The 25,602-nt window shown below is 37.6% G+C and carries 29 protein-coding genes; 11 read left to right on the forward strand and 18 right to left on the reverse strand.

The window, feature by feature from the left end; genetic code table 11:
* Positions 1-189 precede the first annotated feature (189 nt).
* Positions 190-363 carry a hypothetical protein gene (locus ACZ5XR_RS15780; RefSeq protein WP_464497246.1) on the reverse strand — a complete coding sequence of 58 codons (174 nt, stop codon included), beginning with the start codon at positions 361-363 and terminating at the stop codon, positions 190-192.
* A gap of 183 nt (positions 364-546) precedes the next feature.
* On the opposite strand from ACZ5XR_RS15780, the gene ACZ5XR_RS15785 reads away from it, so the two are divergent.
* Complete coding sequence (locus ACZ5XR_RS15785) at positions 547-1,962, forward strand: PQQ-dependent sugar dehydrogenase (RefSeq protein WP_464497247.1); 1,416 nt, start codon at positions 547-549, stop codon at positions 1,960-1,962.
* A 47-nt stretch (positions 1,963-2,009) separates the two neighbouring features.
* Here ACZ5XR_RS15785 and ACZ5XR_RS15790 read toward each other — a convergent pair whose 3' ends face one another.
* Positions 2,010-2,399: a cupredoxin domain-containing protein gene (locus ACZ5XR_RS15790; protein WP_464497249.1), complete on the reverse strand. Its 390-nt coding sequence runs from the start codon at positions 2,397-2,399 to the stop codon at positions 2,010-2,012.
* A gap of 115 nt (positions 2,400-2,514) precedes the next feature.
* On the opposite strand from ACZ5XR_RS15790, the gene ACZ5XR_RS15795 reads away from it, so the two are divergent.
* A complete protein-coding gene (locus ACZ5XR_RS15795) occupies positions 2,515-2,931 on the forward strand; it encodes a nucleoside 2-deoxyribosyltransferase (RefSeq protein ID WP_464497250.1) in 417 nt (138 codons plus the stop codon).
* A 123-nt stretch (positions 2,932-3,054) separates the two neighbouring features.
* Here ACZ5XR_RS15795 and ACZ5XR_RS15800 read toward each other — a convergent pair whose 3' ends face one another.
* The gene (locus ACZ5XR_RS15800) at positions 3,055-3,189 is read right to left on the reverse strand and encodes a hypothetical protein (RefSeq protein ID WP_464497251.1); all 135 of its coding nucleotides are present in this window, start codon (positions 3,187-3,189) and stop codon (positions 3,055-3,057) included.
* Positions 3,190-3,429: 240 nt separating this feature from the next.
* Positions 3,430-3,987 carry a helicase gene (locus ACZ5XR_RS15805; RefSeq protein WP_464502337.1) on the reverse strand — a complete coding sequence of 186 codons (558 nt, stop codon included), beginning with the start codon at positions 3,985-3,987 and terminating at the stop codon, positions 3,430-3,432.
* 348 nt (positions 3,988-4,335) lie between these two features.
* On the opposite strand from ACZ5XR_RS15805, the gene ACZ5XR_RS15810 reads away from it, so the two are divergent.
* Both ACZ5XR_RS15810 and ACZ5XR_RS15815 read left to right on the forward strand, forming a co-directional pair.
* Positions 4,336-4,776 carry an SRPBCC domain-containing protein gene (locus tag ACZ5XR_RS15810; protein WP_464497252.1) on the forward strand — a complete coding sequence of 147 codons (441 nt, stop codon included), beginning with the start codon at positions 4,336-4,338 and terminating at the stop codon, positions 4,774-4,776.
* Between the two features lie 2 nt (positions 4,777-4,778).
* Complete coding sequence (locus ACZ5XR_RS15815; RefSeq protein WP_464497253.1) at positions 4,779-5,102, forward strand: ArsR/SmtB family transcription factor; 324 nt, start codon at positions 4,779-4,781, stop codon at positions 5,100-5,102.
* A 150-nt stretch (positions 5,103-5,252) separates the two neighbouring features.
* On the opposite strand, the gene ACZ5XR_RS15820 is transcribed toward ACZ5XR_RS15815, so the two are convergent.
* The 3 genes from ACZ5XR_RS15820 to ACZ5XR_RS15830 all read right to left on the reverse strand — a co-directional run bounded on the left by ACZ5XR_RS15820 (position 5,253) and on the right by ACZ5XR_RS15830 (position 6,899).
* Entirely contained in the window at positions 5,253-6,170 is a 918-nt protein-coding gene (locus ACZ5XR_RS15820; RefSeq protein ID WP_464497254.1) for a bifunctional helix-turn-helix transcriptional regulator/GNAT family N-acetyltransferase, read from the reverse strand.
* 208 nt (positions 6,171-6,378) lie between these two features.
* Positions 6,379-6,537 carry a hypothetical protein gene (locus ACZ5XR_RS15825; protein WP_464497255.1) on the reverse strand — a complete coding sequence of 53 codons (159 nt, stop codon included), beginning with the start codon at positions 6,535-6,537 and terminating at the stop codon, positions 6,379-6,381.
* A gap of 239 nt (positions 6,538-6,776) precedes the next feature.
* Positions 6,777-6,899: a hypothetical protein gene (locus ACZ5XR_RS15830; RefSeq protein ID WP_464497256.1), complete on the reverse strand. Its 123-nt coding sequence runs from the start codon at positions 6,897-6,899 to the stop codon at positions 6,777-6,779.
* Positions 6,900-7,165: 266 nt separating this feature from the next.
* On the opposite strand from ACZ5XR_RS15830, the gene ACZ5XR_RS15835 reads away from it, so the two are divergent.
* A complete protein-coding gene (locus ACZ5XR_RS15835) occupies positions 7,166-8,299 on the forward strand; it encodes a zinc-dependent alcohol dehydrogenase (RefSeq protein ID WP_464502338.1) in 1,134 nt (377 codons plus the stop codon).
* An 80-nt stretch (positions 8,300-8,379) separates the two neighbouring features.
* Here the strand turns inward: ACZ5XR_RS15835 and ACZ5XR_RS15840 are convergent, their stop codons facing one another.
* Both ACZ5XR_RS15840 and ACZ5XR_RS15845 read right to left on the reverse strand, forming a co-directional pair.
* Positions 8,380-8,577 carry a YjcZ family sporulation protein gene (locus ACZ5XR_RS15840; RefSeq protein ID WP_464497257.1) on the reverse strand — a complete coding sequence of 66 codons (198 nt, stop codon included), beginning with the start codon at positions 8,575-8,577 and terminating at the stop codon, positions 8,380-8,382.
* A 241-nt stretch (positions 8,578-8,818) separates the two neighbouring features.
* The gene (locus ACZ5XR_RS15845; RefSeq protein WP_464497258.1) at positions 8,819-9,268 is read right to left on the reverse strand and encodes a hypothetical protein; all 450 of its coding nucleotides are present in this window, start codon (positions 9,266-9,268) and stop codon (positions 8,819-8,821) included.
* Between the two features lie 473 nt (positions 9,269-9,741).
* Here ACZ5XR_RS15845 and ACZ5XR_RS15850 point away from each other — a divergent pair, with 473 nt between their 5' ends.
* Complete coding sequence (locus tag ACZ5XR_RS15850) at positions 9,742-10,467, forward strand: CAP domain-containing protein (RefSeq protein ID WP_464497259.1); 726 nt, start codon at positions 9,742-9,744, stop codon at positions 10,465-10,467.
* Positions 10,468-10,514: 47 nt separating this feature from the next.
* Here ACZ5XR_RS15850 and ACZ5XR_RS15855 read toward each other — a convergent pair whose 3' ends face one another.
* Positions 10,515-11,435, reverse strand: coding sequence for a ribose-phosphate diphosphokinase (locus ACZ5XR_RS15855; RefSeq protein WP_464502339.1), 921 nt, complete (start codon positions 11,433-11,435; stop codon positions 10,515-10,517).
* A 168-nt stretch (positions 11,436-11,603) separates the two neighbouring features.
* Positions 11,604-14,141, reverse strand: a complete 2,538-nt coding sequence (locus ACZ5XR_RS15860; protein ID WP_464497260.1) for an EAL domain-containing protein — start codon at positions 14,139-14,141, stop codon at positions 11,604-11,606.
* 317 nt (positions 14,142-14,458) lie between these two features.
* On the opposite strand from ACZ5XR_RS15860, the gene ACZ5XR_RS15865 reads away from it, so the two are divergent.
* Positions 14,459-15,151, forward strand: a complete 693-nt coding sequence (locus tag ACZ5XR_RS15865) for a hypothetical protein (RefSeq protein WP_464497261.1) — start codon at positions 14,459-14,461, stop codon at positions 15,149-15,151.
* A 396-nt stretch (positions 15,152-15,547) separates the two neighbouring features.
* Here the strand turns inward: ACZ5XR_RS15865 and ACZ5XR_RS15870 are convergent, their stop codons facing one another.
* A complete protein-coding gene (locus tag ACZ5XR_RS15870; protein ID WP_464497262.1) occupies positions 15,548-15,691 on the reverse strand; it encodes a hypothetical protein in 144 nt (47 codons plus the stop codon).
* A 259-nt stretch (positions 15,692-15,950) separates the two neighbouring features.
* On the opposite strand from ACZ5XR_RS15870, the gene ACZ5XR_RS15875 reads away from it, so the two are divergent.
* On the forward strand, positions 15,951-16,313 hold the full coding sequence (locus ACZ5XR_RS15875) for a hypothetical protein (RefSeq protein ID WP_464497263.1): 363 nt from the start codon (positions 15,951-15,953) through the stop codon (positions 16,311-16,313).
* A gap of 65 nt (positions 16,314-16,378) precedes the next feature.
* On the opposite strand, the gene ACZ5XR_RS15880 is transcribed toward ACZ5XR_RS15875, so the two are convergent.
* Positions 16,379-16,918, reverse strand: a complete 540-nt coding sequence (locus ACZ5XR_RS15880; RefSeq protein WP_464497264.1) for a GNAT family N-acetyltransferase — start codon at positions 16,916-16,918, stop codon at positions 16,379-16,381.
* 448 nt (positions 16,919-17,366) lie between these two features.
* Between ACZ5XR_RS15880 and ACZ5XR_RS15885 the strand changes: the two genes are divergently transcribed.
* Complete coding sequence (locus ACZ5XR_RS15885) at positions 17,367-17,813, forward strand: hypothetical protein (protein ID WP_464497265.1); 447 nt, start codon at positions 17,367-17,369, stop codon at positions 17,811-17,813.
* 33 nt (positions 17,814-17,846) lie between these two features.
* Positions 17,847-18,080 carry a hypothetical protein gene (locus ACZ5XR_RS15890; RefSeq protein ID WP_464497266.1) on the forward strand — a complete coding sequence of 78 codons (234 nt, stop codon included), beginning with the start codon at positions 17,847-17,849 and terminating at the stop codon, positions 18,078-18,080.
* Positions 18,081-18,734: 654 nt separating this feature from the next.
* Here the strand turns inward: ACZ5XR_RS15890 and cyoD are convergent.
* The 5 genes from cyoD to ltrA form a co-directional block, all read right to left on the reverse strand.
* Positions 18,735-19,049, reverse strand: a complete 315-nt coding sequence (cyoD, locus tag ACZ5XR_RS15895; RefSeq protein WP_464497267.1) for a cytochrome o ubiquinol oxidase subunit IV — start codon at positions 19,047-19,049, stop codon at positions 18,735-18,737.
* On the reverse strand, positions 19,050-19,661 hold the full coding sequence (locus ACZ5XR_RS15900; RefSeq protein ID WP_464497268.1) for a cytochrome (ubi)quinol oxidase subunit III: 612 nt from the start codon (positions 19,659-19,661) through the stop codon (positions 19,050-19,052). It abuts the gene before it with no gap.
* A 6-nt stretch (positions 19,662-19,667) separates the two neighbouring features.
* On the reverse strand, positions 19,668-21,671 hold the full coding sequence (locus ACZ5XR_RS15905) for a cbb3-type cytochrome c oxidase subunit I (protein WP_464497270.1): 2,004 nt from the start codon (positions 21,669-21,671) through the stop codon (positions 19,668-19,670).
* Between the two features lie 22 nt (positions 21,672-21,693).
* Positions 21,694-22,596, reverse strand: coding sequence for a ubiquinol oxidase subunit II (locus tag ACZ5XR_RS15910; RefSeq protein WP_464497271.1), 903 nt, complete (start codon positions 22,594-22,596; stop codon positions 21,694-21,696).
* A gap of 277 nt (positions 22,597-22,873) precedes the next feature.
* Complete coding sequence (ltrA, locus tag ACZ5XR_RS15915) at positions 22,874-24,307, reverse strand: group II intron reverse transcriptase/maturase (RefSeq protein ID WP_464497272.1); 1,434 nt, start codon at positions 24,305-24,307, stop codon at positions 22,874-22,876.
* An 832-nt stretch (positions 24,308-25,139) separates the two neighbouring features.
* Between ltrA and ACZ5XR_RS15920 the strand changes: the two genes are divergently transcribed.
* The gene (locus ACZ5XR_RS15920) at positions 25,140-25,589 is read left to right on the forward strand and encodes a hypothetical protein (protein WP_464497273.1); all 450 of its coding nucleotides are present in this window, start codon (positions 25,140-25,142) and stop codon (positions 25,587-25,589) included.
* Positions 25,590-25,602: the final 13 nt, after the last annotated feature.

Here is a 25,602-nt window from a genome sequence, read left to right on the forward strand (position 1 = left end):
CTAAAGAGTCTATTAAGAACTTTAACCTATGATTAAAGTTGTCCATTAAGAATGCTGCCTTAATTAACAAAGTAATTAAAGATGAAAATAAGCGAATAAGTTTTTTCAAAATATATCCCCCCACATTGAAGTTAGTGTTATAAACAACACCAATATTATTATTCGCTTTATAAATTATTTTATTGATTATTAATGATTTGATTTCGATCCTCCATTTGTAGAAGTAAGTCCCTCATAAAGCTTCATCACTTGGTTGTTATAAGCCATATTCATATTTATGGTGTACATTCCCATGCTAACTTCTTTTAAAATACGGACAAACATAACATCAAATCCATTGTCAAACAACTTTGGTGCTGCCAAGTTTACATCTTCTTTTTTTCCACGATCAGATCACTTGTTATGTGAAAATATGGAAATTAAAAAATGAGTAATCCATCATAGATACAATATATAAGGATATTCCCCGGCCTTAATTTGGTACTAATAGAGCAGTTCTAATCATATTCTTATCAAAGAAAACAATTAGAAGGAGTGTAAAGCTAGGTGAAAAAAGTGAAGGTTCGTTTGCGGCCCATTGTTAGTAAGATAAATTTGCCAACGGTTTTGAAAACAACGATTCTCCCAGGTGACTCAACAGAAAGCTTATTTATTGCAACCCAGGTTGGAGAGATCTTTTACATAAGAAACTCAAAGGTAAGGCCTTTTTTAGATATTCGTCCGCGAATCTTAAAGCTAGGTCCTTCTGGTGGTGGTTATGATGAACGGGGTTTGCTGGGTCTTGCGTTTCATCCTCAATTTTATTATAACGGTCTGTTTTATCTTCATTTCTCCGTAACTGGAACACAAGGTCCTGTTGCTTTTTCTGAATCCTTTCAGCCTAATCCATGTGATCCCGAAACCTTAAACCAAAGGTGGGTAAATCGAGAAACTCAATATAATCATATTGATACAGTGGAAGAATGGATTTTACATTCGAATGGTCAACCTCAAAAAAGAAGGACATTACTTAACATAAGAAGGCCATTTTTAAATCATAATGGTGTCAATAGCTTAAACTTTTCACCTGAAACAGGAAAACTTGTTTTAACAACCGGAGATGGTGGGTCAGCCTATGATCCATATAATTTAAGTCAGGATATGATGGAAATAGCCGGTAAAATCATTGAAATTGACGTAAATAAGAATACATTTATCGATAATCCACCGGTTGTCACACGTTTTAATGAACTTCCCCCACCTATTCAAGAAACGCTAACAATCATGGCCAAAGGAGTTCGTAATATACCAGGCATTTCATTTCAACGGTTTACGAATCAGTATATTAAATATGTGGGAAATGTCGGACAAGATTTGGTAGAGTCGATTTTTTCATTCGTTCATTATAAACCAATACCAGTTACTCAGCTTGTTCAAGCTTCTTTAAGGAATATGGAACCTGACCAAGAAGGATTGATTAACTTTGGCTGGCGAGGGTGGGAAGGTGCTTTTCCTACTGCGTTTAAAAAAGCCTGCACTAAAAATCCGCCCTTAGATGAAAAAACAATGGCTTATTTCAATGAAGCAGTAGAAACCTCAGTGAAGCGTCTTTCACCTCTAACTTGTTATTATCATAAAGATCAAAGGCCAGATAAGTTTGGCGGAACGGCCCTTACAGGAGTTCAAGCTTATATGGGGAAAGGGATCCCCGATTTAACGGGAAGCGTTGTGTTTACCGACTTTGCCCGAATGGAAGAATCCAGGCCTCCGGTTAGAGGAGTTTTAGCTTATACCAGAGTAAGAACAGATGGAAAACTAAATGATTTTAGTGTATTGGAAACCGATTATAATTTTGGGTCCGAGTCCGCTTATTATGTCAGTTTGGGAACGAATATGGATCAAACCAGACTTTATTTGGGGGTTTATGGCTCTATGATCGTGACGGATTATAACCAAGGTACTGTTTTTGAAATTGTTCTATGATTGCCTATCTTCCTATGAAAAAAGCAAGGCCCAATTGGCCCAGCTTGTTATTTAACTATTACTTTTCCAACCATTCCTTGCTGAAAATGGTACCGACATATCAGTTCATATGTACCCGTATTTTTGGGTTCCACGGTAATGGTTTTTTCTTCTCCTGGCTGGACTTCGGCGTCAATTCCGAGTTTTTCCACGGTGAAGGTATGTTCTTTCTTCCCTTCATTTTTCAATATCAACGGTGTCGTTTTTCCATTTAGAATCGTGATAACTTTCGGATTAAAGTTATCGTCGTTTAACTTAACCTCAATCGCTTTCACTGTCTCCATTGGCTTTGTGATGACACCGGATTCGGCAAATACGCCCAATGAGCTTAGAGTTGTCCCAATCACAATCAAAGCAAGTAAAACGACCAAACCTGTTAACCACTTTTTCACAGACATTCGTAATCCCTCCTTCCTTTAATTATTTTTTTCTAATTCATAAAATATTATCACTATAAAATGGGTTTTAACCTCTTCCTAATAATTATTTAGATAACCATTAGGAGGTCAATTTATGAACGTATATTTGTCTGGGCCCTTTTTTAACTCAGAACAAAATGCATTGTTAGAAATATTAGAAATCATTTTATTTAACAAAGGATTAAATGTATTCTCTCCACGAAAATATAAAAGTAAATTTCCTGTTGGATCTTTCCAATGGCAAAATCAAAACTTTGTTACGAATGTAAATGCCATACAGTCTAGTGATATTATCTTTGCTGTATATAATGATCAAGATTCTGGGACAATGTGGGAAGTTGGCTATGCTTGGTCGCTTAATAAACCTATTATCGTTTTTAATACGAAAGAAAAAGTGGTAAATCTTATGATTACACAATCTTTACATGCGTATTTAGATAGCTTTAGTAAAGCAATTCAATATGATTTTAAAACATTACCTCGAATATTTTATGAAGGGCCAGTAATTTAAACTCTCACATCCTTTATTTCCGCCCAACCTATAAACGGTAATTATGAACTAGGTTACCCACCAACTACAAAATAAAAAAATGGATAACCATGATGAGCATCTGGTTATCCATTTTATCTTTAGCTATTGGTTTTTACTTTCTCTCGCCGCTTTTTTCCTGGCTTTTTTACTTTGTGTGAACTCCGATCCGAATTCTGTATCAGCTGCTTTACTTCCTCCAGTATGGGGCTGATTTCGATTGTTATTACGGTTTGTCATGGTTTTTTCTCCTTTCAAAGTACAAGCTGCTTCTTTAAATTGTTGATTAAAAAGCTACTGAGTCGTTAAAACTTCATAATGGTATTTGCTCCAAAAACTTAAACATTCCAGTAGCCCTTTTGTATATTGCTTTTTCTCTTAGGAAATTATTCCTCAAATTTTTAAGCTTTTCTTCCTATTAATTTTGTTTCATAAACTAATCTTTCCTTAAGCAAGTATATTTCCGACCCTGATAACTTCTTACTTCTTCAGGGTCTTTTTTGTTTGACAAAAGATAAAATGATCATCAGTATTCCATACGTGTAGATGATCAGCACGGTATCCACGCAGCCACAACACGCCGTTAATTCGTCTAAGATAAAAGCCCTTCGGAAAATCATCGTCATCTGTTAGGATCTCTGATGCTATTGTGATGGAGCCGGATGGTGCTTGATGTCGCTGTATAGGATTCCCCGAGTAACCTTCAGACTGATCTAGATACTCTAGTCTTAAGTAAGGTCCAAGCTCTAGTGGACATAATTCCAAACCAAGTTCGCTCGCTCTTTTAAAGATCTGAGCCGTAGTTGCTCCTTTAGGAAAGCCAAGGTCGCCAACTGTTAATTCAACGGTCTGCAGGCTGTACTTTGTGTCAGAAGACGTAAATTTATCATCAGCTAATAGCCTCTCACCATACGTATTTATCATGATAGAGTATTGTTTCAATTTCTCGATAAGCTGAGATTTCGTAAGTCCGCCTACCTCTACTGTTCTAGTAATAATTGGGCAATCGGGATATATTTTCTCATTTTCGATATGCATTCGAAGTCCCACCTATTAAATTTGTCACCTGCATCAAAATTTGTTGCTTCTTTGCGATTTTCACCAGCTCATTCATATATTTCTTTTAACTTTTTTTCTGAAGCCTTTTTAAAGCTTATGGCCATATTTTCACCCTCTTACATTTTTATCCTTATGATAAAAATTCTTTGTTTATACTGTTAATCCTGCCTGTACCCCATCCGTGCAGTAAAAATAGGATATAATTTAATAACTCTTTCCCCTTTCTTTCAATAGTAGAGGAACAACATAAGTGCAACCGATAAGTTGCATATAAGTTTTAAACGTGCTACAATTTGGTTGCACATTGAATGGAGGAGGAATTGTGAGATGGAAAATGATCGTATTGAAAGAAAGATATTCATTGAAGCGCCAATGGAAAAAGTGTGGTCTATAATAAGTGAACCTGCTTGGTGGGTTGGCGATGCACCAGGTCCAAATCGTGTTCTTGTTGATGGCACACGTGTGGTTGCGGAGACTAGGTTCGGGAACTTCCCTGTGCTGATCGAACGAATGGATCCTCCAAACTACTTGGCATGTCGATGGGCTAGCTCCTTTCCAGGAGAAGAGCCAAGAGAAGGTAATTCCACTTTGGTTGAATTTACTTTGACTTCTGAAGCTGGCGGAACGGTGCTGCGTGTGGTGGAGAGTGGTTTTGCTAAATTAACCGCAACAGATGACGAACGAATGAAGTTTTTTAGAGAAAATACGGAAGGATGGAAGCAGCAAGTTGATTACCTACGCAACCGTGCTGAAAAGTCGGTGATGTAAAGATGGAGAAGGAACGCGACGAAAAAGTTTTGGCTGCACTCGCTGATTCCACTCGTCGCCAGCTGCTTGATCTAATAGCGGTAGATGGAGAAGCCACAGCAACCACGTTGGCAACTCAAGTCACTATCTCTCGCCAAGCGGTCGTCAAACATTTGTCGGTTCTTGAGGAGGCTGGAATGGTTTCTAGTAACCGCGTTGGACGTGAGATGCGTTATAAAGTCTGTACGCAACAGCTGGAATCGACCGCGCAATGGATGGTGGACCTTGCAACTAATTGGGATCGGAAATTGAAGTCAATCAAGCTCAAAGCAGAAATGGACGAATGATTAGGCTAAAAACTTTCAAATGTTGTTATTGCCGCTCCATCCAACGTGGTTAGAGCGGCGTAATCTTTCACAGAATGAAAATCACACTCATGTGTAAAAGGTCGGTTCTTCGCTAAACAAATATCCATATTTATCATCTTGGGACTTATTTTATAGTTCTAAGTCCCAGCGTTCTTCTACTAATTTCGATCCAGTCCACTCATCATTTTGTTTTTCTTCCGTTAATCTAAAATGATATTTTTGATAGAGATGGCGAGCAGTGCCTAAAATACTGACTGTCCATAGGAAAACATGTTTGTATCCTTGAATGTTACAGAAATCGATGGCAGTTTCCATAAGTCTCTTACCTATACCCATACCATGATATTTTTCATCCAAAATAAACCATCTTAATTGGGCAGAATAATCATTGAATTTCGTAATCGCAATCGAACCTGCCATTTTGCCATCTACTTCAGCAATCCACAGTTCTCCTCCTTCCGTATTTATCATAAATCCAGTTAATCCCTTCATAACGTAATATTCAAACATTCGTCCAAACTTATAAGTATTTTCGTACAACGTTCCATGAAGGTGTGCTACGAAACCTACATCTCCAGGTTGAAAGGTTCGAATGGTTACATCTGGTTGAGCATGGTAATCTTTAGTGAAAATGGATTTTATGGTTTCCATGGAACTGATCAGGTTCGTCAAATCAGTATTAGATATTTCTTGAATCATTTTTCCAACTTCTCGATTTGCATTTTCAACTAAATCAATAAAAATTTCTTTACCATAGTCAGTGAGATAAAGTAAGTACTGGCGTTTATCGTCTGAGGCCTGCTTTTTTAAAATAATTTTTTCATCCTCAAATTTTTGAACGATTCTGCTCATCTGCCCACGGTCTATGCCAAGATTTTCTCTCACTTCCGTTGCTGTACAACCGTTTCTAAAATTGATTTCAGTGATCACTCGTGCTTCTGTCAATGGAAAAGGTTTATTATAGATTTCTTGGTCAATTTTACCCAAAACATTTGCATAATACCGATTGAATTTCCGAATTTGTTCTACATATTGATACTTTTCCATCGCTTTTCTCCCCAATATTCAGAATATTATAAACTGTTAATAGGATACAACATTTAGTTGATTTAGTCAATTAAATTAGTTGATTTAGTCAATTATTTAATTAGCCCCTTGAAATTTTACCAACAAAAAATGACCGTCAATATAGACGGTCAAGCCTTTTTTTGCTCCAACCCTTAAAAAACCCCTTCGACATCCTCACCCACCAGGATTAAGAATTTTTACCCGTATTATGAATAACCTTATTCGTCGCTTTATCGATTGAATTCGCAATCTGCCCCTTTAGCCATAGTGTTTGGACTAAAGCAATTAAAGAACCGGCTAAAGTAATAATGATCATTTCAATTAATGCGTTTCTTTTAGCTCTCATATCATTATCTCCTTCGAAGTGCAGTCAATGTAATTAAAATTACTTTGCCCATTTTAAAGGAGAATATGTAAAAAAAAGGAATATACAATATATTAATCCCCTTGCTCTATATTTACCTAATATATTCGGTCTGGTATTTGCCAAATCCTTCGTTGATAGACGGAAGATTTTGGGCAAAAGAAAAAGAGTCCCATCTATGACTCTTTGTTGGGCTCAACCCCCCGCGGCTTATTGATTATTTAACCTTCACTGCCTTCATATTGAACATCCCAATCATCTGTTTGATCGTCTGTTTCACAATCGTCAACTTCTGTATAAAGGATGGCGTCTACAGCAATTCTTTTTATTTTCATATTCCCCAATTAGCAATCACCCCTTAAATCTTTACAAAATAATTCATTTGTGCTTATGGACTTTCTTTTATTTCTTTCTATAATATATTCTCTTCCAAAAAATTTCGATTGTTCTTTCTACCGATTTTTAATACGATGGGCGGCACAAATATGCCTTCCAACAAGAAAAGGGCTGACTCAGCAAGTGATTGACTAAGTATAGTATTTACTTTCTTAGTTGAACATAGTTAAGAGTGAAACAACAGACCGTTATGGAATTAGGAGGGGCTGCAATGATGAAAGCTGTAACTTATCAAGGACCAGGTCGTGTACAGGTAAACGAAGTGGAGGATGCAAAATTAGAGAAAAAAGACGATATTATCGTAAGGATTACTTCAACAGCTATTTGTGGTTCAGATTTGCATTTATATCAGGGAAATTTACCTTTACCCCCAGGATACATTATTGGACATGAACCAATGGGCATTGTTGAAGAAGTGGGTCCAGAGGTAAAAAAGGTTAAAAAAGGGGATCGTGTTATTATTCCTTTTACCGTGTCATGCGGTCATTGCTATTATTGCGAGCATCATATGGAAAGCCAATGTGATAACGCTAATCCACATTACGATTCAGGTGGATATTTTGGTTATTCAGAGAAATTCGGTAACCATCCGGGCGGTCAGGCTGAATATTTAAAAGTCCCCTTTGGGAACTTTACTCCCTTTGTGATCCCGGAATCATGCGAACTAGAAGATGAATCCCTTCTTTTTTTATCTGATGTCCTCCCAACTGCCTATTGGAGTGTAGTAAATGCAGGGGTAAAACCAGACGATACGGTGATTGTGCTTGGATGTGGACCTGTTGGACTAATGGCTCAAAAATTTGCCTGGATAAAAGGTGCAAAACGTGTGATAGCAGTTGATTACTTGGATTATCGGATGAATCATGCAAAAAAGATGAATAATGTTGAGGTATTTGATTTCACAAAATACCCCGATATGGGCGAACATTTAAAAGAGATTACACATGGTGGAGCAGACGTAGTCATTGATTGTGTAGGTATGGATGGGAAGAAATCACCTTTAGAGGTAATCGAGCAAAAGTTAAAACTGCAAGGTGGAACCCTTGGACCGATTCAAATTTCTACAAAAGCTATCCGAAAATATGGAACAGTCCAATTAACTGGTGTTTACGGGGGCAACTATAATGTCTTTCCATTAGGAGCATTTTGGACTCGAAACATCACTTTTAAAATGGGACAGACACCAGTCATTCATTTTATGCCAGAGCTATTTGAAAAAATAACGAATAACGAACTTGACCCAAGGGAAATTATCACACATAAATTGTCCCTTGATGAGGCAAGTCATGGTTATCAGATTTTTAACAATCGAGAGGATAACTGTATTAAAGTCGTGTTGAGACCGTAATGAGTTTAAAGAAAATTAATCCTCAACTGTAGTAAAGTTGAGGATTATTTATGATTCTATAGATACAATCACAGCTTTTATCAATAAAAACAAACGGTACCAATAATGATTAATAAAATAAACAACACTACTATGAGTATAAATTCACCGCACGCAGGTACGGGACAACAACCTGTATAAACAGGAGCTGCATAGGAGTAAGCCAATGGAGCCTGGGGAAGAACATTTGCAGGAGCAATATTCGGTAAGGCATTAGAAATCGGTAAAGCGTTATTCATTTTTTTCCACTTCCTTTCGAATGTATAGGGAGCTAATCTGACAATACACTATATATTACACTCAGAGAGGAAAATTGGAGCCCGTCCATATGATATATGGGCAAGACTTACTGACGATGATTTTGAAAAGTGAATAAGCCTCTACATAAAAGATTATAATAAATCTTTTATGTAGAGGCTTATTAGTTAAGAAAGGGAATTAATGCAAAATTGGCATGAGAGATCTCTTTATCCTCTTTGTTTATTCCCTTTGAATTAGATTCACTTTTTGAGCTTTCATTCCTTTCGTTGCAAGTTTAAAATCTTGTCCGTCCATATTAAATTGGTCGATTTTCCACACATCATTTTCTTTTATCACCTTCAAATAATCAGTAAATCTTCCCCACTTTATCGTATGGGTTATGGCATAGAACCGAATATCTCGCTTTTTTGGATTTTTATATTCTACAATTCGATAGTTTTCGTCTTTTCCACCCTCATTTTCTGATGAATCAATATTTATTCTCTTTTTTTCATTACTTGTAAAAAGACCCCTCAGAGCTTTTTTATTCCCTTTAACAAAATACTGTGACCCTTTCATGGCTACTTCCCAAGGCAAATTTCCGTTTTTATCTTTTTCATTCGTACTGTATGCGCCAAAGGCAAACAATACTAACATAACCATTACGATTACGGTTAGAGTTTTTTTCATCAAATGCCACTCCCTGCCATCTGATTGATTTGATCAGTTCTTATATTAAACCAGCTTTCTATGTGGTAATTCGCCGAAGGGTTATCATTTTCCTTCATAAAGGTAATTACTTCAATATAAAAATCAGTCAATATAATCCCTATACTTTCACTTTAAAAAACAGAAAAAGGTGTAATCCTCGTCATCTTCCCGAAATATTTGTCATTTAATTCGCCCTTTATAAAAATTGTCAACCCCTATTCCTTATAAAAAATATGGTAATTATTCAAAATATTAATAGATTAAAAGAAAGCTTCATTCGATGAATTGCTATTATTTTAACCTTGATTTAGAGGGCTAGGAACAATTTCAATGCGATCAATCCTCTAGATTCAATTTTTATCCTGTAAAATCCTTCCTGAATTATGACAAAAACCTCATGTTACGATGAAGTTGTTCAAGCAGTTCATTTTTCAAAACAGGAGGATTTTAACATGTTATTTAGCAAAGCTATACTTTCCTTAGTAGCATCCACATCAATATTTTCAGGAGCTCAAGGTTTCAATCATGTACAACCAAGTGAAACGATCCAAAAAAATGTTTATGTTACCCAAGATCCAAATCAAATTAACAATTTAGTAGATAATTGGATTCATAATATGGGAGTCGTAAAGTACTCTTCAAATACAACCAAAACTCAGACAACTCCAACTGTACAAAAACAGGTTACGCAACCAGCTGCACCAAAAACGGTTCAGCAGCAGCCTACTCAAATGGTTACAGCAAAACCTGTTTCGACACAAACGTCTACAACAACAACATCTACACAAGCTTCCAACACGCTAAGTGCCTACGAGCAAAAAGTTGTGGATTTAACCAATCAAGAACGGGCTAAAAATGGCTTGCCAGCCCTAAAGGTGGATGCCACACTTAGCAAAATGGCTCATGAAAAATCTCGCGATATGTCGGCCAATAACTATTTCAGCCATACGAGCCCAACCTACGGCTCACCGTTTGATATGATGAAAACGTTTGGTATCACGTATACCTATGCCGGTGAAAATATTGCTATGGGGCAAAAAACACCTGAAGAAGTCGTCAATGCCTGGATGAATAGTGCTGGCCACCGCGCAAACATTCTGAATTCGCATTACACCTATATCGGTGTCGGTTATGTATCACAAGGTAACTATTGGACACAGGATTTTATTGCAAAGTAATAACTTTAAAACTCCTCGGTTTTTCATGACCGAGGAGTTTTTGTTTATTATTCAAATAAAGGACTTACTGCTTTTTTGTTGTGAATCCGGTCGATTGCTTCTACCAGCAATGGGGCAACGGATAAAACAGTCATTTTTTCGATTTGTTTCTCTTCTGAAATCTCAATCGTGTTCGTTACCACTAATTCTTTAATCGACGATGATTCAATCCTGCTTATCGCCGGCCCTGAAAGAACGGGATGGGTACAACAAGCATAAACCGCTTTTGCCCCTTTTTCCATTAAAGCATTGGCACCGGAGGTAATCGTTCCTGCCGTATCAATTAAATCATCAATGATGATCGCATTTTTTCCTTCGATATTTCCAATAATGTGCATTATTTCGGACTCATCATGTTCCGGGCGTCGCCGATCAATTAAAGCGATGGGAGCATTTAAAAAGCCCGCCATCTTTCTGGCTCTGACAACTCCGCCATTGTGCGGCGCCACAATGACGATATCATCTAATCCTTTTGAAGCAAAATACTTTGACAGGATCGGAATACCTGTTAGATGTTCCACTGGTATATCAAAAAAGCCCTGGGCCTGCGGTGCATGAAAGTCCATCGTAAGCACCCTGGTTGCTCCTGATGTTTCTAAAAGGTTGGCAATTAGTTTTGCAGTAATCGGCTCTCGGGACCTGGCTTTTCGGTCTTGGCGTGCATAGCTGTAGTAAGGAATGACACAGTTAATGGCTTTAGCTGAAGCTCTTTTCAAGGCATCAATCATAATTAGAAGCTCCATAATATGTTCATTATTGGGCTCTGAAGTGGATTGTACTAAAAAGACTTCTCTTCCTCGCACACTTTCTTCTATATTAATTTGAATTTCACCATCACTAAATTGTTTCACGGAGCTTTTCCCAAGTTCACAGCCCAAAAGCTGAGCCATCTCTTCCGCGAGCTTGCGATTTGAATTTAATGTAAACATTTTAAAACAATTTTTTAATCGATACGTCACCTTACATCCCCCACGCTGTGATTATTCGTTTTGTTATCCAATGCTCATTTTCTTATTGTACCTTAATCGAAGGAATAGGAACAACTTTTATCACTATAAAAAATAGAGTTATTGGTGCCAAAAAGGAGCTGATCGCCATTATTTAATAATTTCTTCGATTGATAGCGGCGGACTAAAGAAATACCCTTGTCCAATATCGCATTGGAAGTGCTTCAATAATTTAAGCTGTTCCAAGGTTTCTATTCCTTCTGCCACAATTTCAAAACCTAAGCTATGCCCCATGGTAATAATGGTTTTCACAAGCGATAGGGATTTCGTATTGTCACTCATTTTTTCAACAAAAGAACGGTCTATTTTTAAAATATCAATATCCATTTCATTTAAGATGCTTAAATTCGAATACCCTGTTCCGAAATCATCCATCGATATTTTGATGCCCATTTCCTTCAGTTTCTTGACGATTTTAATACTCGAAAACACATCCTGCATGACGCTCTCGGTAATTTCAAATTCCAGTAAAGCGGGATTACATCCGGTTCGCTCAATGATTTCTTTCGAATTTTTCACGAAATGAGTATCTGTGAATTGCTTTACGGAAATGTTGATCGCAACGGGTGTATCTCTGTACTTGCTTAGTTCTTGAGCCTTTTGACAGGCTTCTTCTAAAACCCATTCTCCCAGCTTAATGATTAAACCCGTTTCTTCGGCGATAGGAATAAATTCGTTTGGCGGAATCGGTCCCAGTTCCGGATGGTTCCAACGAAGTAATGATTCATAGCCAATGATTTCGTTAGTAAAAAGATGGATTTTAGGCTGGAAATATAGAATAAATTGATTTTCTTTCAACGCTTTTCGTAACTCTCTTTCAATCATCACACTTTTATTTGCGCGTTCTCCGATTGAGGTGTGGAAAAATTTGTAATTATTCTTACCAGTTTGTTTGGCATAATACATAGCCATATCTGCTGTTTTTAGTAACTCATCTGCATTATCTCCATCAAACGGGAATATACTTATTCCGATACTTGGTGTCGTAAATACTTCTACCCCTTCTAAAAACAAGCTATCTGAAAACTGATTGATGATTTTTTGTGAGATACTTTCTGCCTTTGAAGCGTTTGAATTGCATAAAACAATCACGAATTCGTCTCCACCATAACGAAAAACCTCGTCTTTGTTATTTACACTATTCGTTAAAATATCAGCAGCTTTTTGCAGCATCAGGTCTCCATATTTATGACCTAATGTATCATTGATATTTTTAAACCGGTCAAAATCTACGAATAATAGCGCAAGAGTTTCTTTGTCAGGGTCTAGCAGCTTTAATAGGTCTTCTAAATGTTTATTGAGCGAATTTCGATTTAACAGACCTGTTAATGGATCGTAGAACGCCAAATAGTTTACCTCTTTTTGCGCTCTTCTTTCATTGGTGACATCCATGATTGTTCCGATAATCACTTTTTTATTGTTGAAGGTTGAGACAACGGAACGGATTTCCACTTCTCTTATTTCACCAGTCTTTGTTGCCATTAATAAATCTTCCGTAAACGATTTTGTATCTGAATCATCAAGCATCTGCTCAATATTTTTAGCAACCAGGTCATGTTCTTTTTCAACAAATAAATCAAGCACATTCATATTGGCTATTTCGTCGCGCGAATAACCGAGAATTCTATCCACTTCTTTGTTGATATATGTGACCCTTCCGTCTTCGAACATATAGACCCCGACAAGCGCTTCCTCTGAAATGCTCCGGTATTTTTCCTCCGCTTCTTTTAATTTCATCTTCATTTTTTTATCATCGGTAATATTTTTTATGACAACCATAATCGTTTCTTCATCATAAATCGTTTTAATACCTGTGGATTCCACATCGATAACGGTGCCATTTAGTCCCTTTAGTTTGTATTCTTGAAGGGGAAGTTTATCTTCCTCTCCTTCTAACAATTTCTTGATTCTTTCAATGACATTTTGTTGTTCTTCAGGAAAAAAAGAATATATTTTTTTGCCGATTACATGATCCAATGAATCTGTCCCCAGTAGCTTTAATCCTTCCCGATTGACAAACGAAATTTCCTCTTTTCTTAAAATAATCATGGCAACGGGTGAGGCATCGATCAACTTTTTATAATGAAGATCAATTTCCTTTCGTTTGGTGATGTCGATGGTTACCCCATTTAACTTGATGAATTTGCCATTCTCATCAAAAACAGGGGTTGCCATATTCTGGACCCATTTTATTTTCCCGCTTTTATGGACGATTCGATATTGAGTAGTGTACTTTTTTCCTTTGAGCGTTTCATTTTCAAATTTTTGAGCAATGCGTAGATCATACGGATAGACCAGTTTTAACCACAAGTTAGCGTCGTGCTGAAATTCTTTCCGGCTATAACCATATATTTGTTCGCACCCACTAGAAACGAGGGCCATATTGTTCATGCTTTCCCACTTCCAAAGCATAATATGACTATCTTCAAAGATATCATCGATTTCCTTGGAGTAATATCTCGCTTTATCATATTGAAGTCCAAAGAAATACATAGGGATGAGTAAAAGAATGGTAAAAGAAATTTCAAAAAGGTTTACTTCATCATGTTGCAGGATATCTGTAAAAATAAATAAGGCACTACAAAAAATGATAAATAGAATGGCAATGATTCTACCTTTATACCCCATCAGCACTTTCCCCTTATGAAATGTCACGAACTGTAGTTTTACCATACAGTGCATAATCATTAGTTTAATCAGAAACGAAAGTGATTATGAAATATTTTAAAGGTTGACTCCTTTTTACGACGATTAATAGTTAGCATTCTCCGTCTTTCGATAGGAGAATTGGTCAAAATTCCTCAACAATTGGTAGGAACCATCAAAATTCAGAAGAAAGTGACGATGAAAACTCCTCATACTCAAACAGGAAAGAAAGGAAAGATGTGGAATTATTATTCCAACAAGGTAAAAACCTTGTAATCATTCGGAAAGGTTGTGAGTGTATGAGACTTCTGGATGTACAGCCTAAGAAAAACTTCAGCTACATCTTCGTACAATTTCCAGAAATGAAAATGAACGTCCCAATGCTCTCTAACGATGAGGGAAAGGTGGTGAAAGAAGATGTTGCTTTATGTGTCCAATTAAACAGCAAACAAAAGGTGAATAATTTGTATCTTGTCCGCACGAAGAGTATAAAACCTTTTGACTTTACTGATGATGAAATTGGAGCAAAAGCGCTTTATCGAGTCATTAAGAAAAAATCTCATGACTCACACGCGAATCAATCCGAAGATTACGTCACGTTTATTACTGACGAAGTGGCAGTAGTACAAAAGAAAACGGAAACCGGCTATAACTTCGTCTTGATGTTAAATAATCGTGAAATCGGAATCGTCGCATCGATTGAAGAAGAAGTATTACAAACGGAGAAAGCATCATTGCAACTGAAAGAAGAAGCGAATAAACAGGTTGCAGTTAACCATAACGTGAAGAAACATATGGCTGTCTTTAAACGGAGAGTCAAAAAGAAGATATCCTTGGGGGGCAGCGTCTTTCAGGATCATGGGGTGTTCGAGCCAATCCGAATGCTATCGGAGGAAGTGAAAAGAAAAGTTGTTTTATTCTCTCCTGCGGCATTAGATTTTATCGGTCCAGGTGATCACAGCCAAACCATCTTTCTCCTGAGGGGAGGTTAAGGGGCTGCGCCAATTAACTATACACAACTTCATATTAGGAATACTATCGGAACGTAAGGATTAAAGGGATAATCCTTTTCGATAGAATAGATACAGGTAGGAAAAAGTAATGATTGGAGGACGAGACGAGTTAATTCCATATAGAGACTTAACCAAGGGGGTTAGGTCTTTTTTTCTTGCTGCTGAAGCACATTCTTTTCGCTCCGAATATTGTGTTAAAGATGAAATTTGGGGAGGATGATGTGTCAAAAATACGGTACCACCATTCATTCTCTTGCAAATTGGATCATTATGAATCCACACAGTGTTTTATGGGTTGGGCAAAAATGAAAAATCATTTATATATGAAAAATGAAAGCCTTCAGTGGTGGAGGCTTTCAAGCATTTCGAAAAGGATCAATGGACACGGATAATTTCGGATAAATTTTCATCGTAATGGACTCTAGCATGTTTGGATTCAAGGAGTTCAAATTCTTTGGATTCATCTATTACTTCCCCAAACAACCAGTTTTTTACTTGGAACAAAATCTCTGTAAACATGTGTGCTTCCTCCCTTTTATATGCGATCAGTTATCTTATACTCATATTATACTTGTGAAGAACTTCACATAAAAGGGGTTTTAAAATAGGCGGAATAGCAAAATATTACAGAAAATAGCGGAAAATAAGCTCTTTTAACACCAGGAGATTCCCTTCTTGAAACGGTCAAATAAAATTCCTCTTTTTTTTATTACATAATGTCTGTTAATATATATTGTGGTCATTTGGTATGGCAAAGTATGTGCTGAGGTGAATCAATATGGGAAAATTATTTAAGTTAGGCATGGTTGTATTAAGTGCTTGTGTTTTAATTTTTATTATTGTCGGAGTAATCAGAGGAATTCCCAATGTAGGAAATAACACGAATCAAAGTTCCTCTGCAAAAATTGGAAAAGCAGCATTCGATCAAATCCGTGTAGGCGATCGAAAAACAGGCGAAGGCGGTATGACGTTAGCAGAAGTCGAAAAAATTCTTGGGCCTCATACCGATCTACAAGAGGGCCATTCTGGGAATTTGAAGATGGATGTTTACATATTTGCCGGAAATGCAGGACCTAATTCTATTTTGATTACCTTTATAAAAGGGCATGTCTCTGGTAAATCTCAAACAGGACTAAAATGAACATGAAAAAGGCTGTTCCTAAAACATAGGGACAGCCTTTGATGCTTCTAAAAAGAATCCTATTTTTACAAATCCTGAACCTCTATTCTCCAAATCATATGATCAAACCCTTCTCCCCAATAATCCTTTAACAAGTAAGCCGGATGGCCAAATTTCTTTTTCCAGATTTGTTGCGCACGGGTGTATCCGCTATCTAAACAAAAGGCTGCTATGCCTCTATTTTTCAAGGAAAGGACTATTGTCTTCAATAGCAAAGTTCCTACCCCTTTTTGTTGATAATCAGGAAGTACAAATAACGTCCCTACTTCCATCTCCTCTTTTAAAGCATTATTTGTACAATGACAAATCAGCTCGCTTGTCGGACCATATTCGATGGAGCCAATTATTTTTTCACCAACCACCGCAAGCAAGAAATATCGTTTCTCGCCATTACTTTCAAAGTCATTTTGTAAATAGTTTTTCTTCACATCAATTTCAGAAGCAATCTCATCCAACTTTTCTGCTAGTCCCTCTTTTTTAAACGTATCGGTAATTACGACTTGAAAAAATTGATGTATTTTTTCCAATTCCTCTATTTTTGGTCTTCTGATCTCTATATTAATCAATCCCCTGGCCCGCTTTCTCTGGGCAATTTGACGAATATGTATTTAGTGAATGAACCCTTTTCAATTGTTATTTTGGAGTGTGTTTTTCTTATTCATAAGCTTTATCACATGCTCCTTAGGGCTCCAGCAATTAAATTGATAGTTTGTTTTTGTCTCGAAACCAAGCCGGCTGCAATAATATTTCGTACCTCCTGCTTTTTTCTCTGCTTGAAAGTGCCGACATGTTGCGCAGCAATGGAAATCTTTCATGGCACATGCACCTTGTTCCTTCCCCCTTAATTATAGGAAAAATCATCCTATCCTTATATTCTTCTCCTTTAAGAATAAATCCTTCCTATTTTTCAATTTGCAGTTTCCTTTCAAATTTTGACAACTACGATAAATGATAATGACATGAATTGGAGATAATAGGAAGAGAATTGTCACTTTTTAAAAAAGGAGTATAAAAATGAGTAAAAAAATATTTATTGCAATGATGGGAACACTACTAGTACTGGGTCTTGCTGGATGTGGGAATTCGATTAACAATAATATCTCTCAAAACAATATTCATTATAAAAAGACCAGTTACGCTCAACGTTCATTAACACAACCTTTCTCAGATTTGCTTTATGGATTTACAGCTATGGAGAAATATGCGAGAGATGGTGATTATGATTCCGCAACAACACTTTCACGTAACCTTAGTGATGAATTTCACGACGCCATTCTCCCACCATTGACGGCAAAAAAGGGTAAAACCTATGCAGAAGCAATCGACGGAAAATACGATGAGCTGGAAAACGCACTTGCAAATAAGAATAAATCAAAAATTAGACAGCTTATCAAGGTAAATCGGGATAATCTTAAAACGATTGCTCCTATTTTGGGTGTATCCGTCATTTCATCAGAATAATGATTATTTAAAGAATTTTAAGGAGGAAATAATATGGCGAGATTCAGCATTAAATTGACGATTGTGGAAGTACTTATCGGTGTTCTGATTATGATTTATGAATTTTTCTCAGGACATCCATGGACGGTTGACGGAATACCATGGACAATGGATCAAAATTTTCACTTTAACCTCGCCCTAGGTTGTTTTACAGGAGCAGGCTTCACCTTAATTTTAGGGGCTGTTATCGGATCAATCCAAAGCAGAGATCTTTCGTTTAAAAAATAATCTTCTTCCAAAAGATACAAACCTGTTTGCCTTGTGAATTGGATATCTTACTTAATAGGAACCAGCCTCAGAAGCTGGTTTCTCATCCTATTGTAGGGGTGGAAAAAGGGGGATAAAAAATGAATTTGGAAGCCGTTTATTATACTGTTACCTATTGCGGGTTGTTTATAGCAGCTATGGGAATTTCCTCATTTATGTTTTATAAAATGATGAATGAAGGAACCTAAATCAAAAAGGCTTTGCTGGTTATTCCAGCAAAGCCCTTTTATATGAAATTTGTTGATATCGTTAAAATTTGTGTTGATATATTCTACATTTGTGTCGATATCAGCTAAAAGTGTGTTGATATATCTTAAATTTATGTTGATATCCATTAAAATTGTGTTGATATAATGGATCGAACAGTCATTTTTTCTAAAAGGTACACATTTCCCGCCTATATACCACTCTACGAGTTCACGCACACTTAAAAACCACAAACGCGAAATCATTTGTGGTTTTTTCCTTTATTCTTTCATTGATTTACGAAACATAAATAAGGTTATGAAAAAAGTCACTCCAAACAAACCCATTATTAGATACAGCCCGTAATCCATTCTTTCACCTCTTCATCCATCGCCCAGCAAACACAATCAACGCTTGGCGATCAAGCTTTTATTGAACCACAGAGTTAAATTCCATAATCCAAATGGATCCGATTACGATCGTCATAACGAAAACAATACCTAAAATTAAGGCGACAGCATTGTATCTAGGTCCTTCTCCCTCCCGTATATGCATGAAGAAGAATAGCTGGATGACAAATTGTAAAACCGCTGCGATCAAAATACTTACCGTGAGCGCTGTTTTTCCCATCATATGATTAAGGACAAGCATCAGCGGGATGATGGTCAAAATAAGTGATAAAATGAAACCAATGACGTACGCTTTGATGGACCCATGATGTTCAACATGTTCATGTGCAGACATTTACATCACCCCCATTAAATAAACAACCGTAAAGATGAAGATCCAGACGGCATCTAAAAAGTGCCAGTACAAACTAATAATCGAGATTTTACGCTTGGTCACAGAGGTGATTCCTCGCTTAGAAAGCTGAATCATCAATCCAATCATCCACATAATCCCAAATGACACGTGACAACCATGTGTTCCCACAAGACAAAAGAAGGAAGTAAGGAAGGCGCTTCTCGAAATAGGAGCTCCTTCTCGAACCATGTTGATGAACTCATTGAGTTCAAGACCAACAAACAAAGCACCTAAAGCGGCAGTAATGATCAACCAACCAATAAGCCCCTTTTTATTACCTTTGTGCATCGCTAAAACGGCTAATCCACTTGTAAAAGAACTCGTTAATAAAATGAAGGTTTCCATAACAAAACCGGGAACATCAAATTCCTTAGGAGTAAATCCACCATCTGTATGGGTATGTAATACAGCATATGCAGAGAAAAATGTAGCAAACAAAAGACAGTCGGTTACAAGGAAAATCCAAAAGCCTAAAATACTTAAATCCTCATGCTCTGTATGGCCATGGTCGTGACCATGGCCAGTTGCATGAGCAGAAACGCTCTGTGACATAAATGACTACCTCCCAAACGTTTCTCCAATTGGTTTATTAACTGGAGGGGTATTATTCCGTAATGCTTTTTCCGTTCGTTCAATTTCATCCACTGGAATGTAATAATCTGTATCATATTGGAAGGAACGGGCGAATAATGTGATGGCTACACCGATTAACCCTACAAATCCCATCCAATGCCATTCGAACGTAAATCCAAATCCGGCAATAAAGAAGAAGCATGACATGATAAAAGGAATACCAGAATTTTTAGGCATATGAATCGGTTCATATTTTGGTGTTTCTTCTTTGTATCCCTCTTTTCGCATTTCTTCTTTTTTGTACCACCATGCATCGCGTCCTTTTACTTCAGGTATGATGGCAAAGTTGTATAGTGGAGCAGGAGAAGGAATCGACCATTCTAGTGTTCGGCCATCCCAAGCATCCCCTGTCACATCACGTTTTCCATTTGCAACACTATACAGGATTTGCCAAACCTGGAATACGAAACCGATGCCCATCAAAAACGCACCAATCGAAGAGATAAAGTTGAGCGGAGCCCAGCCCATATTCCATCCGGCAGATTGGCTATATGTATAAATCCTTCGGGTCATCCCCATAAAGCCAAGCGCATATTGAGGCATGAAACATACATAGAAACCGATTTGCCATAACCAGAAGCCCCATTTTCCGAGCGTTTCATTTAATTCAAATCCAAAAATTTTCGGGAACCAATAGTACATACCTGCCAAATAGCCGAACACAACGCCACCGATCAATACTTGATGGAAGTGAGCAATCAAGAAGTAACTATTGTGATACTGATAGTCTGCAGGTGCGGCAGCCAGCATAACCCCAGTTGCACCTCCAATAAGGAAACATGGAACAAACGCAAACACCCAGAGCATCGGCTGCGAAAACTGGATACGGCCGCGGTACATTGTAAACAGCCAGTTAAATACTTTAACACCTGTCGGAATTCCAATTATCATTGTACAAATGGCAAAGACAATATTCACGTCAACACCGGCACCCATGGTAAAAAAATGGTGAGTCCATGTATAGTAAGAAACTACGGCGATGGCGATCATCGAGTAGACCATGGAAGCGTATCCAAAGATTCGTTTTTTAGAGAATGTCGAAACAACCTCAGAGAATACTCCGAAAGCAGGTAAGACCACGATGTACACTTCCGGGTGACCCCACATCCAAATCAAGTTGACCCACATCATCGGGTTGCCGCCAGCAGTCATGGTAAAAAAGTGACCGCCAAGTAACCTGTCCATGGTTAACATGATTAAGGCAACAGTAAGAATTGGGAAGGCGCCCATAACGGCAATCGATGATGATAAAACGGACCATGTAAATAAAGGCATATCTCTTAAGCGCATAGATGGTGCTCGCATTTTTAAAATGGTAACGGCAAAGTTAATTCCTGTGGCCAAACTGCCGATACCGGAAATTTGGACCCCCCAAATCCAGAAGTTTTGTCCGGGACCCGGGCTAAACATTTTTTCTGATAAAGGCGGATAGGATAACCAGCCTGATGCTGCCGAACCGCCGATCACGAAGGAAAGATTAAAGAGCATGGCTCCAATAAAGAACAACCAAAAACTAATGGCATTTAAAAATGGAAAGGCAACGTCACGAGCACCTATTTGCAGCGGAACGACGATATTAAATAAAGCAAACATAAAGGGCATCGCCATAAATAAAATCATGATAGTTCCGTGAGTGGTGAAAATTTCATTATAATGATCGGAAGCCAAAAATTTGCTATTTGGAACGGCCAGTTGGATGCGCATTAAAATCGCATCGACCCCGCCGCGGAAGAGCATAAGCAAAGCAGATAAAAGGTACATTATCCCGATTTTTTTATGGTCAACAGTTGTAATCCATTCTCTCCACAGCCATCCCCACTTTTTTAGATATGTGAGGGAGGCGACAATCGCCACCATTGCTAAAACAATGGAAACATCGGCACCATATATCATCGGATCGCCTGTAACAAAAAAATGCGATGTATTCATCGAATCCTTTCCTCCTGTTTAATCATTTTGTTTCTTGCATCGGCATGGATTCACCCATATGGTGCATGTGGTGGTAATACACTCCGCCATTTTTATTTACGATGTTTTCATATAAATTCTTTGGAAAGGAAGAAAAGCTTAATTCCTTCACATTTCCTGGTTTTAATAATTCTTTATACCCTGCGTCTGTCAGAGCGGGAGAGCTTTTCTTCAAATCTGCTGCCCACTTATTGAAATCTGCCTGACTGACCGCTCTTACTCTAAATTGCATATGGGCAAATCCTGTTCCGGTAAAGTTGGCACCGGATCCGAAATAATCCCCTATTTTATTTGCCTGGAGCCACAATCCCATTGACATACCAGGCATCGTATATTCCTGACCGCCAAGCTGCGGGACCCAGAAAGAATTCATCGGTGCGTCAGAGGTTAACACAAATTGAATGGGTACCCCTGCAGGAATTTCCGCATAGTTGACGGTCGCGACCTTTTGACCAGGATAGGTGAACAACCATTTCCAATCCATGGAGGTTACTTGAACTACAACCGGTTTTACATCTTTTACAGGGGGCTTGGATACCTTTATCGCAGTTTGAGCTGTGTAAATACCAAGGATCCCTATAATAACCACAGGAATTCCCCACCACACAATCTCCAGCACTTTACTATCATCCCATTCAGGTTGATAGGGTGCATTATTTCCAGGTTTATCCCGATACCGAACCAAAATGTAAATAAAGATAATTAAAACCGGAATGATGACCACCGCACATAAAATGACAGAAATGATAATCAAACGCAGTTCTTCCTGACCAACAGGCCCTTTGGGGTCAAGAACAATATATTTGCTCCTGTCACAACCAGCCAACAGCCATGTGGCCAACAAACCCAAGATAGAAAATTTACTATATTGAATCCATTTTCTCACTGTCCATTCCCCTTCGATTTAAGTTGTTTTTTTACCATTAACAATTTGTTAATCATAGTTAATATAGTGCCCCACTCCAATCGCATAATTCTAAAAAATGGATTTCCATTATAAATTTGTGACAAAATGATGTATTTTTCCATTTTGCTTTCCGTTTAAATGAATTTACGACTTACTAAAAAATAAATAAAGTAGGGAAACCTTTCTCAAGGCTTCCCCCTTATCAAACCGTACGTGCCCTATTAAGGCATACGGCTTACCAAATGTTACAATTTAATCAAGAGGATGCATTCCAGGCATTTTGCATCTTTTGGACACGGTGAGGTGTGAAATACTCCTCACCTTTTGCTTTTGCTCGTTTGATTCGATTCTGAATGTCTCTTTTAACTTTTCTGGACATATCACTTAGGTATTGTTCCTTTGTGTATCCATATGCTTTATTTAAATAGAGCCAATAAGTTGGAATCAGATTGATGTTAAGAAAGAAGGCATTATTCCAAATACTTTGCATCTTCATCCCTTTTCTTTGGGAAGGATGTCTATGAATAAAAGCTACTCTTAGTCTTTTCCTTATGTATCCATCTAAAGATTTCAGGGTTCTTCGAACCCACCTTGTAATACAGTGGTTTGGAATCCCTCGACTAATATTATCTTTTATAGCATTAACTATAGTTAGGTAATAGTTGACCTTCCCTCTAATAATTGGGTTCACTCGCTCAATCCACTCTTCCTTACTCAGCGTAAGCGTTTTACGGGTCTTGTCCTTTATTTTCGACCGAAAATCTTTGACGGATTCTTCCTTTGGAGTTACATGAAATTCTAGCTTGTTATCTTTCTTACCTTTTCTCCAGTGATGGAACGTGAAACCTAGAAAATCAAAATCATCCTTCTTAAAGTTGACGATTTTAGTCTTTTCTTTAGATATCTCAAGTCCAAGTTCTTTCAACTTATCCCTAGTTATAGAAGCTGCACTCTCGATGCTATCTTTCGATTTTGCAAAGAGGAGAAAATCATCCGCATAGCGGACAAAACGAATGTTGTTCAAGTCCCATTCCCAGTCAAGTTCATTTAAATACACATTTGCTAAAAGTGGTGAAATTACACCACCTTGAGGGGTTCCATAATCCGAGTGGATTAGTTTGCCTTCTTCCATGTGTCCAGCCTTCAGCCATTGTTCAACCAACCCTAGGACCGTACGGTCCGAAACATATTTCTTAAGAACTTCGATTAGTTTCTTATGAGGGATATTGTCAAAGAATCCTTTTATATCACAATCGTAGATATGATTGTAGCCTTGCTCAATATTCCACAGAATTATTTGTAAAGCTCTTTGAACTCCACGATTCGGTCTGTAACCTACTGACCAACTATGAAATAGATTATCTTCAAATTTGGGCTGAAGTACGTTCACTACACTTTGTTGTACAATGCGATCTTCAATTGTTGGTATTCCAAGTGGTCGTTTCTTCCCATTCTTCTTGGGAATGTAAACTCTCCTTACTGGCTGAGCTTGATAGGTCTTTGCCTTTAATCTGTCTAAAAGTGCCATGATGTTTTCATTTAAATTAGCTTCATAACTTTCTATTGTTTCTCCATCGATACCGCCTGCACCCTTATTAGCTTTCACTTGTTCAAAGCATTGGGTTAGTCTTCGGTCGAATAATATTTGTCCATAAACACTGTGTAGCTTAAATTTCCACTCTTGATTCATTGCGTATTCCACGCCTTTCCTTGATGTACATTCAAACGGTTTTACCGCAGTAACATGATTGTTAACATTACATCTTGTTCATGACTTGGAGCCGTAGGTCATTCCCCTTCCGTTTACTTGATGTTATGGTCATCAAGTTACTTCCGTACTATGAGAATGTCTGACTACTCCACCCATTCTTCGTCACTTCGGGTTACCCTTATAGACTAGAACTCTGCCTGTTCGGTAGGGTGGAGTTCTCACGGGGTCATCGCATTTGCCTTCTAAGCATACCCTGCACCATCACGCTATAAGTCACATTTCCTCGTTCTGACTTCTAAAGGAAATGCCTTTTTGAGAGGGCTTCCTTACTTTTCGAAAAGTCGCCAACTTATCTCGCCGCCGTGCTTCACACTTATTGCATTAGGGTCTACCTATTCGCTTACGGTTCTCTCGATTTACCGCATCTCCTTCAGACAACACCTCACGGTGTTGCCCTAGATTAAGCTTCCCGAGCTAGGTCAGTCTCCTCGGGTATGGATTTTCACCATCTGGGATTCATTTTCATTATCCTCTCCAAGTCGTTTCACCGAGATGACGTCTCTTTCAGATAATGAAAAGAAGAGTGTTAACTGAGTTAACACTCTATGCGACTGCCCGTCGCACAAAAAGATCGTCATTATGACGATCCATAAACAAGTCATCTCTTCTAAATTTCTTCAACATTTCACTTTCAAAATAATCCTCCATCTTTTCTCTTATTTATCTATTTAACATTACATGATAAACATAAACCAAATATTTGGACATAAAATGGACTAATAGCAAATGAAAGAATTAAAGGGGGATTAACTTGAACGATTTGGATAGAGGTGGAAATACTTACAAATTTCTAACACCATTATTTTTTTCCGGGGTTTTCTTCTGTATGAGCTTCTATTTATGTATATTAGGCGTTTCTCTTTTTACTTACACTCTACCAATCTATGCATTTTTCCTGCTAATCTCTTTATTCCTTTATTATCAAACAGATAAGAATCTAAATCGCTTAATGAAAGAGGGAGTCACAACCCTTAGTCAATATCGCTTTTATCATCTTTGTATTGGCATTTATTTAATTTTATCGATTGTCTTATTTGGGGTATCCGTTGCCTATCTTCCTTTCTATTACAATGGTGGATTGGTCTTTGTTTGGTACTGTGCCCCGATGTCTTTACTTTGTTTTATTAGTTTTATACAATCTCGAAAACGGATACAGGTGCTAAAAAAGGAATTTCCGGAGGGTGATCTAGAAAGTAAATGAGTAATAAAATATC

The sequence above is a fragment of the Neobacillus sp. Fa239 genome, from assembly GCF_055395235.1.

Bases quoted from the DNA above. Each gene is read 5' to 3' on its own strand.
- ACZ5XR_RS15790 (WP_464497249.1), bottom strand. From the start codon at position 2,399: ATGTCTGTGAAAAAGTGGTTAACAGGTTTGGTCGTTTTACTTGCTTTG.
- ACZ5XR_RS15795 (WP_464497250.1), top strand. From the start codon at position 2,515: ATGAACGTATATTTGTCTGGGCCCTTTTTTAACTCAGAACAAAATGCA.
- ACZ5XR_RS15800 (WP_464497251.1), bottom strand. From the start codon at position 3,189: ATGACAAACCGTAATAACAATCGAAATCAGCCCCATACTGGAGGAAGT.
- ACZ5XR_RS15805 (WP_464502337.1), bottom strand. From the start codon at position 3,987: ATGCATATCGAAAATGAGAAAATATATCCCGATTGCCCAATTATTACT.
- ACZ5XR_RS15810 (WP_464497252.1), top strand. From the start codon at position 4,336: ATGGAAAATGATCGTATTGAAAGAAAGATATTCATTGAAGCGCCAATG.
- ACZ5XR_RS15815 (WP_464497253.1), top strand. From the start codon at position 4,779: ATGGAGAAGGAACGCGACGAAAAAGTTTTGGCTGCACTCGCTGATTCC.
- ACZ5XR_RS15820 (WP_464497254.1), bottom strand. From the start codon at position 6,170: ATGGAAAAGTATCAATATGTAGAACAAATTCGGAAATTCAATCGGTAT.
- ACZ5XR_RS15825 (WP_464497255.1), bottom strand. From the start codon at position 6,537: ATGAGAGCTAAAAGAAACGCATTAATTGAAATGATCATTATTACTTTA.
- ACZ5XR_RS15835 (WP_464502338.1), top strand. From the start codon at position 7,166: ATGAAAGCTGTAACTTATCAAGGACCAGGTCGTGTACAGGTAAACGAA.
- ACZ5XR_RS15840 (WP_464497257.1), bottom strand. From the start codon at position 8,577: ATGAATAACGCTTTACCGATTTCTAATGCCTTACCGAATATTGCTCCT.
- ACZ5XR_RS15845 (WP_464497258.1), bottom strand. From the start codon at position 9,268: ATGAAAAAAACTCTAACCGTAATCGTAATGGTTATGTTAGTATTGTTT.
- ACZ5XR_RS15850 (WP_464497259.1), top strand. From the start codon at position 9,742: ATGTTATTTAGCAAAGCTATACTTTCCTTAGTAGCATCCACATCAATA.
- ACZ5XR_RS15855 (WP_464502339.1), bottom strand. From the start codon at position 11,435: ATGTTTACATTAAATTCAAATCGCAAGCTCGCGGAAGAGATGGCTCAG.
- ACZ5XR_RS15860 (WP_464497260.1), bottom strand. From the start codon at position 14,141: ATGGGGTATAAAGGTAGAATCATTGCCATTCTATTTATCATTTTTTGT.
- ACZ5XR_RS15865 (WP_464497261.1), top strand. From the start codon at position 14,459: ATGAGACTTCTGGATGTACAGCCTAAGAAAAACTTCAGCTACATCTTC.
- ACZ5XR_RS15870 (WP_464497262.1), bottom strand. From the start codon at position 15,691: ATGTTTACAGAGATTTTGTTCCAAGTAAAAAACTGGTTGTTTGGGGAA.
- ACZ5XR_RS15875 (WP_464497263.1), top strand. From the start codon at position 15,951: ATGGGAAAATTATTTAAGTTAGGCATGGTTGTATTAAGTGCTTGTGTT.
- ACZ5XR_RS15885 (WP_464497265.1), top strand. From the start codon at position 17,367: ATGAGTAAAAAAATATTTATTGCAATGATGGGAACACTACTAGTACTG.
- ACZ5XR_RS15890 (WP_464497266.1), top strand. From the start codon at position 17,847: ATGGCGAGATTCAGCATTAAATTGACGATTGTGGAAGTACTTATCGGT.
- cyoD (WP_464497267.1), bottom strand. From the start codon at position 19,049: ATGTCTGCACATGAACATGTTGAACATCATGGGTCCATCAAAGCGTAC.
- ACZ5XR_RS15900 (WP_464497268.1), bottom strand. From the start codon at position 19,661: ATGTCACAGAGCGTTTCTGCTCATGCAACTGGCCATGGTCACGACCAT.
- ACZ5XR_RS15905 (WP_464497270.1), bottom strand. From the start codon at position 21,671: ATGAATACATCGCATTTTTTTGTTACAGGCGATCCGATGATATATGGT.
- ltrA (WP_464497272.1), bottom strand. From the start codon at position 24,307: ATGAATCAAGAGTGGAAATTTAAGCTACACAGTGTTTATGGACAAATA.